This is a genomic window from Bacteroidia bacterium, from assembly GCA_023228875.1.
In the GTDB taxonomy this organism is placed as follows: Bacteria; Bacteroidota; Bacteroidia; order NS11-12g; family UBA955; genus JALOAG01.
In genome coordinates this window covers 1-16,621 of the sequence record JALOAG010000019.1, presented here as the reverse complement: position 1 = coordinate 16,621, position 16,621 = coordinate 1, and the positions used below count along the sequence as shown (strand labels likewise).

Here is a 16,621-nt window from a genome sequence, read left to right as displayed (position 1 = left end):
AGGGCTTGGCGATAGAGAGAGGTGTCGATCCCCACTCGTTCCCACGAGCCACTTGTTTTCAAGACAAGGTTGTGCGCCGGCACAATTTCTCTACCATATGTTGTGGGGAAATTTCTTTCCCCACTTTTACTATAATATAATTATAACATAGTTTTTAATAAAAGTCAATTATTACTCAGATATTGTATATTCCGCAGTAAGTATTTCTGAAGTAGTTGCATTAGCCAATACAGCCACAGCTTTAAGAGTAAAACCTGTAGAAACAGTTATAGCAGCTGTATATTCAGAGCCAAGAGTTTCAGGATCGTCTCCATTTACTGTATAATAAATTGTCGCTCCTGGAGTTGCGCAACTAATTTCAATTTCGTCTCCAATAAGAACTTCTCCAGCTTCAATACTAGGAATTGGAGTTGATACTTGTAATTTTGTATAAGCAAATGTTGCTACACTAGAATCTACCATATCTGTTGCTATAGCAATCGCTTTAATTGTTTCGGGTAGAGTAAGCGCAATTGGTGCAGTATATTCAATGCCTGTTTCGTCAGGTTCACTTCCATCAACTGTATAATAAATTGTAGCACCAGCTGTTGTTGAAGTTAATGTAACTTCAGTTGTGTCAATAACTGCTCCTGCCGCAGGACTTGCGACTGGTGTTGCTGCTTCTGCAATTGTGAAAGTGTGTGTTTGAATTGCTGAAGGATTTTGATATCCTTTATAGCCAACTGATTTAATTGTTGTTGGTCCTGTAATAACTATAGGTTCAGAGTAAACTAAATCTGTTTCATCAGGATCTGATTCATCAAGAGTATAATAAATAATAGCGCCCTCAGTTGTAGTTGAAAGCTCTACTGTTGATCCAATAAGAACACTTGAACCACTAGCTGGATCAGATACTGTATTAGCTACTGTTTTATAACTATCAACATCTGCAGTAACAGAATTAATAGTTTCAGCAACCAAGTTATCTATTTTTGGGAAAACAACATTTGGATTAATTGGATCATCATAATTATCCAAAATTAATTTCTTTAAATCATCTATTCTTGTCATTTTGACCTCCTATTTTTGTTTAATATAAAATACAGACTGTACACAGCCGCCCTCAGGCATAGTACAGTCCGTAATCCTTACAATAAATGTGTATTTTTTTCATTTGAAGACTCAATAAAAAGCCTATGGAGTGGATAGCCAGGCTCGAACTGGCATAAGTAATTCGGCAAACTACTATCTTACCTTTAGATCATACCCACATGGTCAGAGAGAAGAGATTTGAACTCTTAATGTATCTTCGTACTTGGTTCTAAGCCAAGCGTGTCTCGCCAGTTTCACCACTCTCTGATTTTTCTATATATTTTTCACAATCAAAACTTACTCGACAGCTTTTACTTGATTTTGAGGGCTTTCTCCCATTAGGACAACATACATAATAATCATCATAATCTATCATAATATATTTTCTATATGGACATTTTTCTTTTATTTCCATTAAGCGATTAAATTTTTCTGCACGAATTTTGTGGTCATTTTTACATTCTTCCCACATAGAAAAATTTGAAATCTTACATAAATCACAAATTCTATCGTCTTGATAATTTTTAAAACATCTCATATTAATTTCTTATCTCAAAATTTTTTTCTATTGAACATTGATTACATATAGGAAGAATCCAACCATAAGTAAATCCATCAGCTTTTTCTCCACAAAAAATGCAAGTTTCCTCACTTATTTTCATATATTTATTTATGCAATTTTGAATTTCCTGATAAATTTCTTCTGGTGCGCCATTATCATACCATCTTAATTCAGCGTATTTTTCTTTAATTTGAACAATTTGATAGTCATTCTCAAAATTTGCTTTTTTAAGAATTTGGGAAATTTCTTCAATCATTTGAAGACCAAAGTTTTTACGCCAACCCTCTGGTATTTGGTCATACCAAGTAGTATTTTCAATTATCTCTCCACTCCATGCATTGCGCACTTGGAGGAATGGATATTTCTCAATTAACTCTTTATTATCCATTGTTGTCACTATCCTTTCTATAAATATTTAAGGTGAGCGCCACTTCTGACGCCCACTCCGCTCACTTCTACGACAAGGTAGATGAGTAATCTTCCGGTAAGGAAGATGGTGGGAAGTGACCGGATCGAACGGTCATCCACGGATTTTCAGTCCGTTGCTTACACCCTGTTAGCTAACTCCCCATGTTAACGTTTGTCAAATACTTCTTCTAAAATACCGAGAGCTTCTGCCAATAAAAATGCCGACGCAAAGATGAGTAAAGAATTGTGGCAGATAGCCAAGCAACAGCCAATGATTCTAATTCCAGATTTTACTAGACTGACAATGAAATGTGCTTTACTATTCATTTTTCCTCCCCTTATGGTGCATGCGGCAGGAGTCGAACCTGCTAGGGCTATTAACCACCGGTTTATAAGACCGGTCCCGTCAACCGTCTGGGTCCGCAGGCATAATAACTTTTTCAAACAAATAGTCAGACTCCATTCTAATACCTTTAACTTGATTATTTTTTGTTTCTTCAAATCTAAAAGTGATTGTTTCTTTTGGAGCATCCTGTATTTTAATAAGGTAGATAGAATCTCTTTCTAAATTATATAGAGCAAAATAATCTATTTCTTCCTCACTATATCTGACTTTTTTAGATGAGGTTAAATTATTTCTACGAGAAGATAGTTCAAAAGTAATTGTTCCATTTGAAGTTTTTTCAGATGTTTTTATTTGAATTTTATTTAATTTTCCATTAAATTCGGCTATTAAATCACATCTTTCATTGTCTCCGAAAGGTAGATAAATAGGAATTTGATTTTTAACAAATTCTGCTATTACTTCTGCTTCTCCAATCATTCCAAGTCTTTTTGAATCCATAATTATTTCCTCATTACTATAATATAATTATAGCACAACTATTTACTAAAGTCAAATATATAATCTATTTGAAAAAGCAAGCAGTTATATTTTCTGTTTTCTTGTTTTTTTCTAAATTCTGATTTGCCTGTCTAGCAGACGAGCTTAAACCAAAATAGTTGACATTTGTAAAACCAAGTTGCCTGTGAATTTTTTCAACATCATCAAAAATTAACATTTTTTTAATGTTTTGGGTATTCCAACATGATATTCCGTTTTCTGTTAGCTTATTAATTGATTTTTTTATAACCTCAGTAAGCCATAAGTCTTTCCAACTCTCATAGTTTTTATACATATTTTCACTTTGATTCATAGAATCAGAATAGATCTCTAAGTTAAAGTATGGTGGAGAAGTGAGAATAAGATCAACCTTAAATGGAAGTACTTCGTCCATTGTCTCTGCACCCTGATTGTATAAAGTTACTTTATTTTGGATATTAAGAAATTTGGTAAGTGAAATAAGATTATTATATGTCTCTAAATTTGTTTCAAAACCAATATAATTCGCGCCAGAAGCAACAACCCCAAGCATTCGCCCACCCCAACCACAACAAGGGTCTAAAACCACTTTTGGTTTATAGTAATCACAAATCATTTTTGCTAAGTGAGGACGATACATGGTGTTTTTTGATAAACCGTAACAAAAATAAACTCCCCTTTTCAATTCAGATAAGTAGGGGGTTGAATGAGAAGAGCGATTCCAACGAATAATTTTTTCTAATTTGTCAGCTTTCCAATAATCAGAAAACTGTTCTCCCTTATCATTCTTAATTGTCCAAAAATTTGGGAAAAAATGTTCACAAAGTTTTGCACCAGGTCTTACAACTGCTGATGTAAATTGATTTACGTTTTTATACTGACAAAGTTTTTTCCAATCTTCACGCAATTCCTTTTCAGAATAGTTAGGAATATATGATACCTGCTCCAACTGAGAAGCAAAAGATGGAAGATTTTTTTCAAATTCTTCATCAGATAGATTTCTAGTAGCATCTTTTTTATTTAAAATTTCACTTAGTTCCAATTGCTAATGTCCTCCATATATTTTGAATTTAACAGAGTTATTAATTTTGTTCCAGTGCACATATAATCATCGTTTTCAACGGTTGCGCCGCCTTGTTGAAATGAGAAATAATTTGTTTCGTTTAAACAAAGAATAAAGTTTTCTCGAGTCATGAATTTAGCTATTTGATTAAGGTTTTTATTTATTCCAACAAAAATCAATCTATCCCAATCTTTTCCTTTTGAAACATGATTAAGCATGAAAGAATTATCTTTAATTTTTTGAGTTTTAGAATCTGTTATACCTAATGAGAATTTTATTTCGGTTTTTATTTCGTCTATTATTCTATCATGCCCAGAGCTTGAAGCTGGGAGAACCTTATGATTTAAGCTTTTCATTAGTTCAGAAGTATAAATCTCTCCCACCATGCCTTTTTGTTTATTATTAAGAAACTTATATCCTTCAAAAATAGTCCCAGCCCAGGGATCACAAACGTTTTCTTTAATATACTTAACAATTGTTTCCATAATTTCTCCTTTTATCCTTTATAATATAATTATATCATAAACATAAAAAAAAGTCAAGTAGTTACCTACTTGACTTATTTATTGTGGAGGCCGATGAAGTTTCGAAACTTCGACTGAAGGATACAAATCTCCTGTTTTTCCAACTAAACTAATCGGCCATGGAGCACTCGAAGAGAATTTAACTCCCAACCCCTGAATACGAAACAGGTATTTTAACAATTAAACTACAAGTGCATGGAGCCGATAGGGAGAATCAAACTCCCGATTTCTTCCTTACCATGGAAGCGCAATGTCACTATGCAATATCGGCATGGACCAGGTGAGGGTAGTTGAAACCCTATCCACTGGGTGGAAACCAGTTATAATAGCCGTTATACGACACCTGGATGGTGGAAAGGGGATATTTAAGTGCGCCGCTCCCCGTTACCGCACTGTGGTGCTCATCCCACTTTTAATTGAGCTGGTGCGCCTAGAGAGAATTAAACTCCCATCTTTTAGTTCGTAGCCAAATATACTGTTCGTTATACTATAGGCGCATGTGTCGGCACAATTAAGTGCCGAAAAATTAGTTGTCGTTGTTGTTGTTTCTTGCTTCATATTGCGCTTTCTTTGCTCTGCGACAATCTGGGCAACGAACTGGTTCATTAGTAAAACCTTTTTCTGCATAAAATGCTTGCTCACCCTCTGTAAACTCAAAGATTTCACCGCAATCTCTGCATTTAATTTGTTTATCCATGTTTTTCACCTCCTATTAAATTTCCCACTTACTTGTATCACAAAATTCAATAAGGGTAAAATGCTTTTCAATTACATCTTTCAATTCTGAATAATTCTCCAAAGTGGTTTTAGTTTCTAAGCCTTTCAGCTCAGCGGGCAACTGTTCAAGTAATTTATCTGCTGTTTCAAGTGTCAACTTGTTTCTGTAGTTCTTTTTCATAACAATAAAAAGATAGTTGCTTATTTTTGCATAATCACCAACTTTAAAGTTAGTAGATAATGTTTTTAAGTCTTCTATTACTTGTGGACGTCTGAATTTTATATTCTTCATTAGTTCACCCGAAAGAGATCCTTTTGTGTCTATAAAGGCAAGTATTGTTTTCTTGTCATAAGTAAATACATTACTCATATTGTTTCCTTTCTGTGGTATTAGTGAGCAGTTTTATTACTTACTCAGGTAGTGGTGGAGTATAGAGGAATTGAACCTCAGCTTGGAATTTGTATATCCGCCGTTATCATCATCTTTCAGATTTACCTCGGTGGCTACCCTGATGCCACATTATACCCCATATGGTGGAAGTACCGAGACTCAAACTCGGATTTTTGGTTTGCAGGACCAATGTAATCTCTTTATACCATACCCCCATGTTTGTTCAAAACCTTTTCTTTTGAACATCTACTAGGCAACCTGTTTGAGCATCGTTGAGAGGCTTGTTGGATTCATCGGAGTAGTCCGGCCCATTCGTCAATGGGAAATTGGTGAGGGTGAGAGGACTTGAACCTCCAACGGTGTTTCCACGCCCTTTTGATTAAAAGTCAAAAGCTCTAGCCAATTGAGCTACACCCCCATATTATTACCAATTATAAATTGATAAGTCTTCTTCTTTAATTCCAAGTTCTTCAAGTTCTTCTAAACTAAGACAAACAATAGTTTTTACAGTAAGTTCAGTATATCCAAGCATTAATAAGAATTGTTTGAATGAGCCAAGTAATTCGTCAAAACTAAGTCCTTCCATATTAGTTGTTTTTTTAATTATTTCTCTTGAAGAGCCATCTTCTTCTTCCATCTTTAAAGTATAAGTTCTATTGAAATTTTTCATATAATTCCTCTTTCTTTTATTTTTACTATAATAATATTATAACATAAGTTATAAAAAAAGTCAAATGGCGAGATCGCAAGGACTTAAACCTTGACAAATTGTTTTGGAGACAATTATGCTACCATTACATCACGAACTCGTGTTGGAGAGTGAGGTGGGAATCGAACCCACTAATAAATGTTTTGCAAACATCTCTCCGGCCTCCGAAGCTCTCACCCATATTCTTTATTTGGATAAATTGTACTTTCAACCACTTCAAAAATGTAATAAGGAGTAGGAGAGTTTACTTTAGTAAAACAAAAAAGAGTGTTTAAAAAAGTAAAATAAAATTTTTCAAACGGATAAAATGAATTTTCAAAAATTAAAATAAGATTGTTTTCTTCTGACCACTCTCTAATTTTTTGATAGCTTTCGTCAATAATTTTTTCTTCATTAATACTGAAAAAAAGTACTTTCTCTTCCTTTAAAATCTCTAAAAATTTCTTTTCCATAAAACCTCTTTTATTCTATAATATAATTATATCATAAATGTAAAAAAAAGTCAAGAAAAAGAGTTGCATTTCGGCAACTCTATTTTTCTTATTGGTTTCCAGCGTATCTTTTTTTGAGCCACATTACCACAAAGAGGTCATCAAACTTTATCATCACTTGGTCGGGATGGAAAGAATTGCACTCTCTGCCTCTCGGTCCCAGGCCGAGCACTCTACTGAATGAGCTACATCCCGTTATTGACGGTTTAACGTTCCGTCAAACGAGCATTATTGAAGTGCTTCTTCAACTACATCATAACGCTTATCATTCAAAAATTTTACAAGAGCCTTATAAGGGTCAACTTCATTTGATAAAGCCATATTTATTGCGGAAGGGCTAAAACCTGAAAGTAGAATTACTCCAGATTCATTTTCTTGAGCAGGGATAGTTAATGTTCTAGACATAACATTCCAAAATACAAGTTTAGGTATCTTGTACCCAAATTGGGCATAAACTGATGCGAGTCCTTCAAATAAAGTTTTATTAAAATTATTTCTATAACCAACAGCACTATCAAATTCCATATCTGAAATTATCAGTATTGTTGAAGGTAAATCTTCTTGGTATAGTTTCTTTGATATTGCTGTCTTAAGAATTAAATCAAAAACAGCTTGAATGTTGGTATTTGCTACCTCATTATGTTGTGACGCAATAACTAATTTAGAAAGAAGTGTTCCCTCTCCAAGATTAACTAGTTGAGGTTTTTCACTAAATGTTATATAATTATTCTTAAATTCACCAGTGCAACGTTCAGCAAAATAAATTGCCAAAGAGTTTGCTACTGCAAGAGCACTAATTGAAGTATTACCAATTTTACTATACATTGAACCTGAACCATCGGCAACAACAAGAGTATTGTTCATACCATCGCCATAGTTAGGTAATGCTTTCCACATTGCTTCAAGAGTGCGGTCAAGTTGAGTCTTGTCTCTTATTCTTTTATAATTCAAGTATTCTGATAGACCATATTTACTAACAATATCATGAGGAAAGTTTGTACCAGAATGAATTTTTTCCTTACCTTTTTCAACGTTAGTCAAAAATTCCTTACGGCGTTCTTCATCATGGTTATAAAACGCTGTATTATAAATAAGGTTTGCTTTTGAAGGCACTTGATCATACTTAATTTCTGACCATTCATTTGCTGACATTTTGCACTCAACAATGTTAAGGTGTGCCCGAAAAGAACTTAACATCTTGCGATATTGTTTTTCAGTTACTCCCATTCTAGATATGAATTTACGTGCTAGTGCTTTAGTTTCTGAACTAGATGCATTCGCACTAGGCATCCACTTTGCCAAAAGAGATATAGGTTTTCCTCTATATTCTGCAACAACGTCATTTGCCAATTGGGCAATTATGATTCCATAAACAACATCTTCAACTGGGGTACCAAACAAGCAAAATAAATCATCCCAACGTCCGAATTCAGATATCAAGTGGGCGATTTTTTCTACAGTTTTAGGCTCTATTTTGGCAAGCTCTTTTATAATAATCCTAAATAGACGTCTTTCTCCTTGTCCACCACGAATATCGCGTGAATAGAAGAGCATACGCATTGCCATAATTTTGTCTTCAGTGTAGGCTTCCATAAAATCTCTAAAAATTTCTTTTTCAGACATATTACGATAGCTTGACAACCTGAAATTGAAGTCAAGTAATTTCTTACCTGAAGTAGCGTAACCTATTGCTCCGTTTTCTGTTATTGATTTTTCTTTGTTCAATTCGTTTCTCAAATCATTAATAAACATTTTCTTTCTCCTTTGTTCTTTGAACTAGACACATTTTTTCAAAAAAATCATCTTTATTTTGTTGCTGATAGTGTCTGTGGTGTCTGACTTAGGAATCAAACCTAATTGTACACCCGTATGAAGGGCGACCCTTATCTTAAGTATCAGACATAATTTTATCTAGAACTTCGTTCCAGTGTTGTTCCTCAATGAAGAATGGGTCCATAGTAGTTATGTTTTCCGCTTCTTGAAAAATGAAGGAAGCAAGTTGTCCAAATCTTAGGTCTGGATATTTTTCCCAAACTTTTTGTAGTTTGTCTATGGTTATGGGAATTCTTTTTATATCTCTCATTTTATTGCTCCTTATAATAATATTATAACATAAGTCATAAAAAAAGTCAAATAGTTGGTAGAGCCATCACTTTCGCACGCTTCACTTACTATCTACGCATACTTGCGCCACTACCATTTTCTTCACAAGATTTTAATGTAAGCTTGTCTGACTTGAATGAGGAATTCCATACCCTTTTCGCTTAACACGATTTAATAAATATATGGCTAAAATCGCCTATGTCAAAACATAGACCTTTTCAAGTTAAGAGATTTTTTCGATTCTCAACGCATCTTGATATGATAAATTGTAATAGTTAAGGTATTTCACTAGACTTTCAGACACCAACTATTTTGACATTGGTTACAGGGGTCAGAGTCGAACTGACGGAGGTGGGCTTATGAGGCCTACTTGAATACCGATTCTCCCTGTGATGTAGCAAGACTCTTTATGTAACAGAAAACCTTTCTATTTATAATTTATGATTGCTGTAAGAGTCTTTAGTAATACTAAAAATAAACTAGGCACGTTGTTCAATGTGTCAGAAACCACGCTGACGTTTTCGACCTTAGCCGAAACTGAAGTTTATCCAAAAATCTTTAAGGTTGCGGCACGTGTCTAAGGGTAAGTGGCGGTTTATACGTCTTCAAACTTCCACAGGTATTTATAACAGGTTTTTCTCTTTCCCCTTGCTACTCTACTAATGTTCGTTGAAATATGTAGGGGGTCTGCTTTTAAATCTAATTTTTTAGCAATTTCTCTTCCGGCTTCATTTATGGAGGAGTATTTCTCAATAAAATTACCATTTAAATCGTATTGTAAAACGGCTCTTGAGCGACGAGTGAGATTGTTTTTGTTTGAGTAAACATTCGCTTTTTTTAAAGCAGAGGTAACTGCATTTCTATCACAACCGAATTCTTTCATTATTTCATCACCTAACATACCAGAATTAAATTTTTCAACTATTAAATCGTAATTATATAGTGTCTTTCCCTCTCCACCAAAGGTTGCATTATATCCACCCATTGAAAAAGATTGGTAGTAATTTATCCAGTATTGTTCTCTCTCACCTAATGACTCTGAATCGACCTGCTCTATTTCTTCAATAATAAAATTTTCTTGACCATATTTATTTATTGCTCTATAAAGAGGTCTATTTTGATTTCTTTCTTTTCCAGAGTCTCTTAAATGCTCTTTCCATCTTTCTTCTATTTCTCTTTCAGTTTTTCCAATATAAATCTTATCATTAGTTATATTTGTGATTTTATAAATTATTCCTAACATATAATCACCTCCATATAATATGTAAGATTTATGGCGGTAGAATCAATAAACTACCGCCAATTTTGAATGGCGCGAGCGGGGAGAATTGAACTCACCATGTCTTTCGGGCGACAACCGAATATTTTAGCCATTAAACTACACTCGCAAATAACAAGGCACTATTTAAAAACTTCAAATGCTTTTTTTATAATTAGGGTTGCTGCGAGTGCCTTTGGTAGCCGAGTTTTACATCTTTATCGGCTAACGATGCCTTTTACTTTATATAATAATTATAACATAACTATTGACAGAAGTCAAATATTTAGCCATTCTTCATCTGAATAGGAATCAATTTCTTTTTTTGTTCTTGGAAGACTATGTCTATCACACCATCTTCTAATTGCATTATCACTAACTCTAAATTCTTGAGCAATTTTTGTAAAAGGAATTTTTCTAATCTTGTTTTTTAATTCTTCACGAGAAATAAAATTTTCTTTTTCTTTTTTGGCTTTTTCCATTCCATCTTTTATTTTTTTTGATTTACACTCTTTACAGATTGTCATAGATAAACTAATTTCAATCCCACAAACATTACAGTTGTTTTTTAAACATTTTTCTGCAATTTCTTTATTAAATTTTGGTAATTGATAATTATTTAAATTAATAAAATTATTTGTTACCATTCTATGACAATTTGCACAAATTAAAGTACATTTCTCTGCTTCGTTACAAAGAGTCTCAAAACTTCGGTTTAAAACTTGACAAACTGGGAAATCTTTTTGAGTAGCATCTAAATGATGAAAATCAAAAACTACTTCTGGGCCAACAAAGCCACAAATTGGACATTGTAACCCTCCAAAACCTGCAACAAGTCTTTTTTTATTTCTTTCTCTTGTGTTTTTAACGTCTTGATAAGACACATAATCACCTCCATGTCCTTCTATATAATATGTAGAGTCGCATAGAGGTGATTATATAAAAGTTTGAAATTTTTATCTCTAAAAGATAATGGTAGTAGTGGTAGGAGTCGAACCTACTGGCTAAACGCGTATCAGACGTTCCCCTTGACCGTTTGGGTACACTACTATATGGATGCCGGATGCTCATGCTAAAGTACTCCGGCGGTACTACCAATTTAATAAGTTTTCTTCTTAGAAGGTTTATGTTAGCCTCAAACGGATACCTACAACCACTGCTTACTTACGATTAGTAAGTGCATAAAGAGAGCGTACGAGTCTTTTGACGGAATATGCAATTCCGGCTTGTTCCCCCTTTGGAGAATTTGTCTCAGCCTAACAACCCTACAATGTTAAGGTAGCCTCTGGGCAAGAGAACCACATACTTGTCTGTGCACGACTTAAGCCTCACTGTTTTGGCTTGCATCTCTTCTAGTTGATGCTCCTTCCTGTATAACTTAACAGGTATCACTCCTTTCTGTGCAGAGAACAGTGAGTTTTTCGATTTTCTCTATCGCTTAATTTGTCCCAATCAAGAGGGTACAGTTCGCTTGCTTTTATCCAAAGAACTGGAAAGTTTGGTAGCAACCCCTCTTTTGAAGAGGATTTTGGCTTTCTTTTTGAACCCTAAACGGACTGGCTACCGTTACCCTTTTCGCCGCCACACTATATTCAGGGATTTGGGCGTGTAATGTGAGATTTTAGCTCTTACTGATAACTCTCTCAAGAGTTAACCTGAAGGTTTTGTTCTCACTATAACGTCCCTAAACGTCAAGAACCTTAACATTACTAATAAATAATTCTAGACTTTCGCCTTACCAACTATATTAGGGAACATTCAATCACCGTGTAGACAGGTCTGAGCTTCGAGTAGCGAACTCTAACTTCCTGCCTAGCCATTACAGCCTAGCACGCATAGGATTTGCACCTATAACTTTCACCTATCATTCAGAATATTTATCATATAAAAAATGATCCCCGGAACGGCTATGTCCAGTATTTAATCGTCTTAGGCTACTTGAATCAACTACTTTTCTTATACTCGCATTTCTGCGTATCACGACGAATCACCTTGGTTTGGAATTACCAACAGAGGTTTATTGACTCCCATCAATAACTTATTGGCTTCTACCCGCTGGGTTGCCTATTGCGGTGACGAAAAGGGTTGTATTTTTGTTCTTTTTTCTAATACAGTAAGCACGTTTGGTTGTTATTAAGAGTTTCTCTTAAGTCTAGAAATATCGCTATTTCTTTCTAATGACCTTATGAACAGTATCCCATTCTAAGACCATTCAACTACCCAAACTCTCCGCACGGTGATTAGCCGCTCTTCACTGAGTTAGATTATTTATTAGTAATGTCAAGGTGCTTTTTTATCTTATAATATAATTATAACATGGTTTTTGACTTTTGTCAAATGTTTCCGTATTTTTTTTGGTCATGCGCACGGGGTTCAAACCCGTCATCTCCGACTTGAAAGGCCGGCGTATTAATCAACTCTACTAGCGCACGATGAAAGGTGGGTGATAGGGTTTTGGGAAATTGTCCCTATCTACAACGAGCTGAACTATTTTGGGGTAGTACGTTGTCGTCAATAAGAGAATCAATTTTTCATGAATTGAGAAACATCACATTATACTCTCTTTAGCCTTTAACTATCCTGTTAAAGAAGGTCAAAAGACTAGTCTTATCGCCTAGTAACCGTTTTACGCCTTATCTTTTGAATGTTCGGCGCCCTTTAGGTAAAGTCAAAAGGGATAATATACTCACATTTTGCGGTAGTGTGAAACCCGACTTACAATAAAGAGCTATATACTGATTAATCTCTTCCTTTCCATCTCTGGTTCGTAGTTCTGAAAGAACTAACTACCAATCGTCAGTAGGACAAAATGTAAGTCATACACCGCAGAAGGGATTACCTTCTAAATTCCCATTATAAGTAATGGAACGGTGACTAATGTAAGAATTAGTGAGTGCCTGATAGGCCTATAACAGAGTGCGCCACGTGAAGGCTTCTTACTTGCACTCCGAGTTACTCTCTTTCTGTCCCCACATCAGAGAGTAACTTTAGGGACAGGTTGACGGCTTTCGGCTCTCATCAACTGTTTTGCCATCCTATATTCAATAATTAGTACCTTTTTTATTGTGGACTCGAACCACTAATTAATTGTAGTGATGGCATTTGAGCCCGTTTTGTGCGAGGTGTTGCTCAGTACCATTTGTATGTAAAGAGCATTTCTGCTCTCTAAATCTTATAATATAATTATAACATAGTTTTTGGTTTTTGTCAAATAATTTACTGGTGATTCGTAAGGGGATTGTTATTTGTTAGCGGTTTAGAAAATCTCCAAACAAACCCGTACGCGGTTTTTCTTTTCCTCTTACAGACCTCCATTATATGTGTTCCATTATTTTTTCCAGTTATCTCTAAGGCGGCTTCTTTTGAACTTTGAAAAGTTTTAATAAAATTTCCACTCAAGTCGTACATATCAATAGCATTTCCATTGTATTTCCTGCCAACCTCCTGTAGGGTAAGAGTATTTATTTTTTTATCTTTTAAAATTCTTCTAACTGAACAAACATCTATATTTAGTTTTTTGGCAACCTCTGTTTGGTTTTGAACTTCTTCATAAACTGAAACAACTAAATCATAATCTATTCTTGTGACTCCCTCTCCTCCAATAGTTCCATTATATCCTTCCCCATGATAACTATCAAAAAAAGAAATCCAATACTTTTCTCTCTCTGAAGATTCACTAACAGAGCATTCTTCAATTTGTTCTATAGTAAAATTCTCTTCACCATAAAATTTTATCGCGTGATACAGTGGTCTTTTAGATAAAGATTCTTTTTTTGAGTCTTTTAAATGGCTTTTCCATCTGTCTTCAACAGAGCCATTTGTTTTTCCTATATACAATTTTCCATTTACAATATTAGTAATTTTATAGATAAAAGACATATCTACCTCCAAAACTCTTAATATAACAAAAGAGAAGAGTAGAGTTTTCTCTTTTCAAATGGCTCATGACTTCCGTTCTATCTCTTTTGTTTGGGAGTTCGTAAGGGAATTGAACCCTTGCCTCTGGTCTGAGAAACCAGCGTATTGCCATTCTACTAACGAACCATAAAAATGCAGTTTATCCGATACTGCAAAACGTCACATATGATTGAGCATTAGTGTTCGCTATTGGAGGATGCGGTGGGAGTTGAACCCACTTGGTATTGCTTACTTTACCACATCGTTTTCACATTGTGGTCTGGACTTTGTCTTCACCTTCATCTAACTGTTCAGGTGCATCGTGTAAAGTCTCTACACATAAAACTTTTTCAAGGAGTAATTTTTCTTCTAACCAAGGATTATATTGGTTATTTGTTTTTGGTTTTTCATATCTAACAGTAATTGCTGTATTTGGTGCATCATTTACTGCGATAAGTAAAACTTTGTCTCTTGTCATGTTATACAATGCAAAATAATCAATATCTTTTTCAGAATAGACGTGTCTTACACCATTTTTTCTATGCTCTGTTGAACTTGTCAAACTAATGATATATTTTCCATCTTCTGCTTTTAATGAAGTTTTTACTTGTATTTTGTTTAGTTTTTCATTAAATTCCGCAATTAAATCTGCTCGTTCGTTATCTCCGAAGGGGATATAAACGGGAATTCCCAACTCAACAAATTTACAAATAACTTTTGCTTCACCAATATTGCCTATTGCTTTTGTATTCATAACCTCACTTCCTTAAGTTTCTTGCTCGGCGTTGCCATTTGAAAGGTTTCACCGAATTAGCGATGTTTTCTTTCACTTATTTCTAAGTGACGCTGCTAACATTTTACAGGCAATTGCGTCAACCGTTGCGCTACACATCCATGAAGGTAGTTTGACCGATAACTACCAAGGTTTCAACTTCTTTACAGACAAGTTGATGAGATCTGGCTTACCTAACAGCGCTCCTAAGGAATTACCCTGTGGACTGTTGCCTATGCGGGCGAGAGGATTCTGGTTTGTAAGCACTACTATAACCCTTTTTTCGTATGAACGCATCTTAAACGACAGATACTGAGTGGGTGAGTTTAACCGACAACTCCCAGAGGAAGATTAAGTTTTCCTTAACCTTATAATATAATTATAACACAACTTTTGAGTTAAGTCAATATTTCTTCTCTAATCTTTTTCTCAAGATAATTGAGACCAAACTGTTTCATTGCATGAACGGCATCATAAGTATGGCACTGTCCAAGATATTCTTTTGTCATACGTTCGCGCAAGATAGTTCCTCTTTCTTTATACTCATCAGCAAGTTTTGTTGCCTGATATTCGTCATACATTCCCAGTTTAACATTAAGCAAATACTCTCTGTTTTCTGGGACAAGAATAACTTTACCAGTCTCCTGGAAGTCTTCCATCATTTTGTAAAGACGAAGCATATGATGAAGTTGCTTACAATTACCTTGAACCGCAGTTTTACCATTATACATAGTCACAAGTAGTCCATTAGGAACTTCAAAACATACCACTTCATCATTATAATTTTCAATTAGAGAAATATTTTTTCCATCTTTACAAAAAACATATGAAGGGTTTAATTCTTTCTCTTTCACGCTAATATGAAACATATTAGAGTCTCCAAAATTTCCTTTTCCAAAATATCCTTTTTCGCCACCCATTAAAGTAGCGTGTTTACCACTCATTAGAGCAAGAGTTAATACTTCAGTAGCAAGCTGATAATTACAAGTATAATAAATATCTCTTTGTTCTCTAAAGCATCCATCTCCAAGCATTAAACTTCTTAAAAGAATTTTTGATTGTCTTTCTGACAATAAATAAAACCAATTCGGGAGATGTTTTACATGACTTCCATGGCTACACCAGGCATAGAATTTTCGTGCGATTTCTGCACCACTAACCCAAACTGATTCTTCTTTTCCTCTTGAATTATCATGATAAAAATTTAAACTAAAATTTAAAGAATTCATCATTTCATAGAATTCTTCTTTACCATTTTTTGTTTGATAAATTCTTATTGCTTTGGGTTTCTTTTGTTCTTTATCAGAAAAATTAATTGTACCTTCTGAAACATAAGCTCCAAGAAGCATTAATTCTTCATCACTAATATTATAATCCATATTGCCATTTTTAGGAAATGAATAAAGATGTTTGTGATAGTTGGAGTTCATTGCTTCTTTTAAAGGATAGAGTTTCCAGTTTGACAATTCATTCTTATAGACGTGTCCATTAAGATTAATATTTTTTACATTACTCATAAATACATTGTGATTTTCTGTAACTCTAAAATGAGTGTCATAAGTTTCAATATCATACATTTGTGAGGTTGGCATCTTTTTAATTCTTGAGATTGGGAGTTGAAATTCTAAGACATGAGTAGTTGGATTCATAGTTCCAATTTCCTCACCATCTAAAATACTATCATACTTTTTCCAACCATTTTTTGTTAAAAATAAAGTGTCTTTATCATAGCAATCATATCCGTACTTTTCAATTTTCCATGCGATAGATGGGTAGGGGTGTTTCAGCGCGGC

At 34.4% G+C, this 16,621-nt stretch carries 18 protein-coding genes and 17 tRNA genes; all 35 read right to left on the bottom strand.

The window, feature by feature from the left end; translation table 11 throughout:
* Positions 1-171: 171 nt before the first annotated feature.
* Complete coding sequence (locus M0R38_11485; GenBank protein ID MCK9482352.1) at positions 172-1,050, bottom strand: chitobiase/beta-hexosaminidase C-terminal domain-containing protein; 879 nt, start codon at positions 1,048-1,050, stop codon at positions 172-174.
* Between the two features lie 126 nt (positions 1,051-1,176).
* A tRNA-Gly gene (locus tag M0R38_11480) sits at positions 1,177-1,250 on the bottom strand.
* Between the two features lies 1 nt (position 1,251).
* A tRNA-Leu gene (locus tag M0R38_11475) sits at positions 1,252-1,338 on the bottom strand.
* On the bottom strand, positions 1,301-1,609 hold the full coding sequence (locus M0R38_11470; protein ID MCK9482351.1) for a hypothetical protein: 309 nt from the start codon (positions 1,607-1,609) through the stop codon (positions 1,301-1,303). The genes M0R38_11475 and M0R38_11470 overlap by 38 nt, the downstream gene beginning before the upstream one ends.
* 1 nt (position 1,610) lies before the next feature.
* Positions 1,611-2,021 carry a hypothetical protein gene (locus M0R38_11465; GenBank protein MCK9482350.1) on the bottom strand — a complete coding sequence of 137 codons (411 nt, stop codon included), beginning with the start codon at positions 2,019-2,021 and terminating at the stop codon, positions 1,611-1,613.
* Positions 2,022-2,127: 106 nt separating this feature from the next.
* Positions 2,128-2,203: transfer RNA gene (locus tag M0R38_11460), tRNA-Phe, on the bottom strand.
* A 3-nt stretch (positions 2,204-2,206) separates the two neighbouring features.
* Positions 2,207-2,368, bottom strand: coding sequence for a hypothetical protein (locus M0R38_11455; GenBank protein MCK9482349.1), 162 nt, complete (start codon positions 2,366-2,368; stop codon positions 2,207-2,209).
* Between the two features lie 14 nt (positions 2,369-2,382).
* Positions 2,383-2,469 (bottom strand) — tRNA-Ile (locus M0R38_11450).
* On the bottom strand, positions 2,448-2,885 hold the full coding sequence (locus M0R38_11445; GenBank protein MCK9482348.1) for a group I intron-associated PD-(D/E)XK endonuclease: 438 nt from the start codon (positions 2,883-2,885) through the stop codon (positions 2,448-2,450). The genes M0R38_11450 and M0R38_11445 overlap by 22 nt, the downstream gene beginning before the upstream one ends.
* A gap of 64 nt (positions 2,886-2,949) precedes the next feature.
* On the bottom strand, positions 2,950-3,945 hold the full coding sequence (locus M0R38_11440; protein ID MCK9482347.1) for a hypothetical protein: 996 nt from the start codon (positions 3,943-3,945) through the stop codon (positions 2,950-2,952).
* Complete coding sequence (locus M0R38_11435) at positions 3,936-4,451, bottom strand: hypothetical protein (protein ID MCK9482346.1); 516 nt, start codon at positions 4,449-4,451, stop codon at positions 3,936-3,938. The genes M0R38_11440 and M0R38_11435 overlap by 10 nt, the downstream gene beginning before the upstream one ends.
* 84 nt (positions 4,452-4,535) lie before the next feature.
* Positions 4,536-4,609, bottom strand: a tRNA-Thr gene (locus M0R38_11430).
* A 1-nt stretch (position 4,610) separates the two neighbouring features.
* A tRNA-Thr gene (locus tag M0R38_11425) sits at positions 4,611-4,685 on the bottom strand.
* A gap of 1 nt (position 4,686) precedes the next feature.
* Positions 4,687-4,761: transfer RNA gene (locus tag M0R38_11420), tRNA-Thr, on the bottom strand.
* A gap of 151 nt (positions 4,762-4,912) precedes the next feature.
* A tRNA-Arg gene (locus tag M0R38_11415) sits at positions 4,913-4,987 on the bottom strand.
* Positions 4,988-5,016: 29 nt separating this feature from the next.
* Positions 5,017-5,187, bottom strand: a complete 171-nt coding sequence (locus tag M0R38_11410; protein ID MCK9482345.1) for a zinc-ribbon domain-containing protein — start codon at positions 5,185-5,187, stop codon at positions 5,017-5,019.
* Positions 5,188-5,202: 15 nt separating this feature from the next.
* Complete coding sequence (locus M0R38_11405; GenBank protein MCK9482344.1) at positions 5,203-5,577, bottom strand: hypothetical protein; 375 nt, start codon at positions 5,575-5,577, stop codon at positions 5,203-5,205.
* A gap of 162 nt (positions 5,578-5,739) precedes the next feature.
* A tRNA-Ala gene (locus M0R38_11400) sits at positions 5,740-5,813 on the bottom strand.
* Positions 5,814-5,925: 112 nt separating this feature from the next.
* Positions 5,926-6,016 (bottom strand) — tRNA-Lys (locus tag M0R38_11395).
* Positions 6,017-6,022: 6 nt separating this feature from the next.
* Positions 6,023-6,268, bottom strand: coding sequence for a hypothetical protein (locus M0R38_11390; protein ID MCK9482343.1), 246 nt, complete (start codon positions 6,266-6,268; stop codon positions 6,023-6,025).
* Positions 6,269-6,333: 65 nt separating this feature from the next.
* Positions 6,334-6,407 (bottom strand) — tRNA-Trp (locus M0R38_11385).
* A 4-nt stretch (positions 6,408-6,411) separates the two neighbouring features.
* Positions 6,412-6,486, bottom strand: a tRNA-Cys gene (locus tag M0R38_11380).
* Positions 6,481-6,759 carry a hypothetical protein gene (locus M0R38_11375; GenBank protein MCK9482342.1) on the bottom strand — a complete coding sequence of 93 codons (279 nt, stop codon included), beginning with the start codon at positions 6,757-6,759 and terminating at the stop codon, positions 6,481-6,483. The genes M0R38_11380 and M0R38_11375 overlap by 6 nt, the downstream gene beginning before the upstream one ends.
* Before the next feature lie 158 nt (positions 6,760-6,917).
* A tRNA-Pro gene (locus tag M0R38_11370) sits at positions 6,918-6,993 on the bottom strand.
* Between the two features lie 33 nt (positions 6,994-7,026).
* The gene (locus M0R38_11365) at positions 7,027-8,550 is read right to left on the bottom strand and encodes a DUF2828 domain-containing protein (GenBank protein MCK9482341.1); all 1,524 of its coding nucleotides are present in this window, start codon (positions 8,548-8,550) and stop codon (positions 7,027-7,029) included.
* A 136-nt stretch (positions 8,551-8,686) separates the two neighbouring features.
* Positions 8,687-8,881, bottom strand: coding sequence for a hypothetical protein (locus M0R38_11360; GenBank protein MCK9482340.1), 195 nt, complete (start codon positions 8,879-8,881; stop codon positions 8,687-8,689).
* A 615-nt stretch (positions 8,882-9,496) separates the two neighbouring features.
* On the bottom strand, positions 9,497-10,144 hold the full coding sequence (locus tag M0R38_11355) for a GIY-YIG nuclease family protein (protein MCK9482339.1): 648 nt from the start codon (positions 10,142-10,144) through the stop codon (positions 9,497-9,499).
* A 67-nt stretch (positions 10,145-10,211) separates the two neighbouring features.
* A tRNA-Asp gene (locus M0R38_11350) sits at positions 10,212-10,289 on the bottom strand.
* A 148-nt stretch (positions 10,290-10,437) separates the two neighbouring features.
* Complete coding sequence (locus M0R38_11345) at positions 10,438-11,043, bottom strand: hypothetical protein (protein MCK9482338.1); 606 nt, start codon at positions 11,041-11,043, stop codon at positions 10,438-10,440.
* A gap of 89 nt (positions 11,044-11,132) precedes the next feature.
* A tRNA-Ile gene (locus tag M0R38_11340) sits at positions 11,133-11,209 on the bottom strand.
* Positions 11,210-12,514: 1,305 nt separating this feature from the next.
* Positions 12,515-12,591: transfer RNA gene (locus M0R38_11335), tRNA-Glu, on the bottom strand.
* Between the two features lie 784 nt (positions 12,592-13,375).
* Positions 13,376-14,038, bottom strand: coding sequence for a GIY-YIG nuclease family protein (locus tag M0R38_11330; GenBank protein ID MCK9482337.1), 663 nt, complete (start codon positions 14,036-14,038; stop codon positions 13,376-13,378).
* Positions 14,039-14,129: 91 nt separating this feature from the next.
* Positions 14,130-14,203 (bottom strand) — tRNA-Glu (locus tag M0R38_11325).
* Positions 14,204-14,324: 121 nt separating this feature from the next.
* Positions 14,325-14,810 (bottom strand): group I intron-associated PD-(D/E)XK endonuclease, encoded by a 486-nt coding sequence (locus tag M0R38_11320; GenBank protein MCK9482336.1) that lies wholly within the window; start codon positions 14,808-14,810, stop codon positions 14,325-14,327.
* A gap of 416 nt (positions 14,811-15,226) precedes the next feature.
* The coding region (locus tag M0R38_11315) for a hypothetical protein (protein MCK9482335.1) at positions 15,227-16,621 on the bottom strand (1,395 nt) is incomplete at its 5' end.

Bases quoted from the DNA above. Each gene is read 5' to 3' on its own strand.
- M0R38_11435 (MCK9482346.1), bottom strand. From the start codon at position 4,451: ATGGAAACAATTGTTAAGTATATTAAAGAAAACGTTTGTGATCCCTGG.
- M0R38_11485 (MCK9482352.1), bottom strand. From the start codon at position 1,050: ATGACAAGAATAGATGATTTAAAGAAATTAATTTTGGATAATTATGAT.
- M0R38_11330 (MCK9482337.1), bottom strand. From the start codon at position 14,038: ATGTCTTTTATCTATAAAATTACTAATATTGTAAATGGAAAATTGTAT.
- M0R38_11375 (MCK9482342.1), bottom strand. From the start codon at position 6,759: ATGGAAAAGAAATTTTTAGAGATTTTAAAGGAAGAGAAAGTACTTTTT.
- M0R38_11410 (MCK9482345.1), bottom strand. From the start codon at position 5,187: ATGGATAAACAAATTAAATGCAGAGATTGCGGTGAAATCTTTGAGTTT.
- M0R38_11455 (MCK9482349.1), bottom strand. From the start codon at position 2,368: ATGAATAGTAAAGCACATTTCATTGTCAGTCTAGTAAAATCTGGAATT.
- M0R38_11320 (MCK9482336.1), bottom strand. From the start codon at position 14,810: ATGAATACAAAAGCAATAGGCAATATTGGTGAAGCAAAAGTTATTTGT.
- M0R38_11405 (MCK9482344.1), bottom strand. From the start codon at position 5,577: ATGAGTAATGTATTTACTTATGACAAGAAAACAATACTTGCCTTTATA.
- M0R38_11355 (MCK9482339.1), bottom strand. From the start codon at position 10,144: ATGTTAGGAATAATTTATAAAATCACAAATATAACTAATGATAAGATT.
- M0R38_11445 (MCK9482348.1), bottom strand. From the start codon at position 2,885: ATGGATTCAAAAAGACTTGGAATGATTGGAGAAGCAGAAGTAATAGCA.
- M0R38_11390 (MCK9482343.1), bottom strand. From the start codon at position 6,268: ATGAAAAATTTCAATAGAACTTATACTTTAAAGATGGAAGAAGAAGAT.
- M0R38_11465 (MCK9482350.1), bottom strand. From the start codon at position 2,021: ATGGATAATAAAGAGTTAATTGAGAAATATCCATTCCTCCAAGTGCGC.
- M0R38_11470 (MCK9482351.1), bottom strand. From the start codon at position 1,609: ATGAGATGTTTTAAAAATTATCAAGACGATAGAATTTGTGATTTATGT.
- M0R38_11360 (MCK9482340.1), bottom strand. From the start codon at position 8,881: ATGAGAGATATAAAAAGAATTCCCATAACCATAGACAAACTACAAAAA.
- M0R38_11365 (MCK9482341.1), bottom strand. From the start codon at position 8,550: ATGTTTATTAATGATTTGAGAAACGAATTGAACAAAGAAAAATCAATA.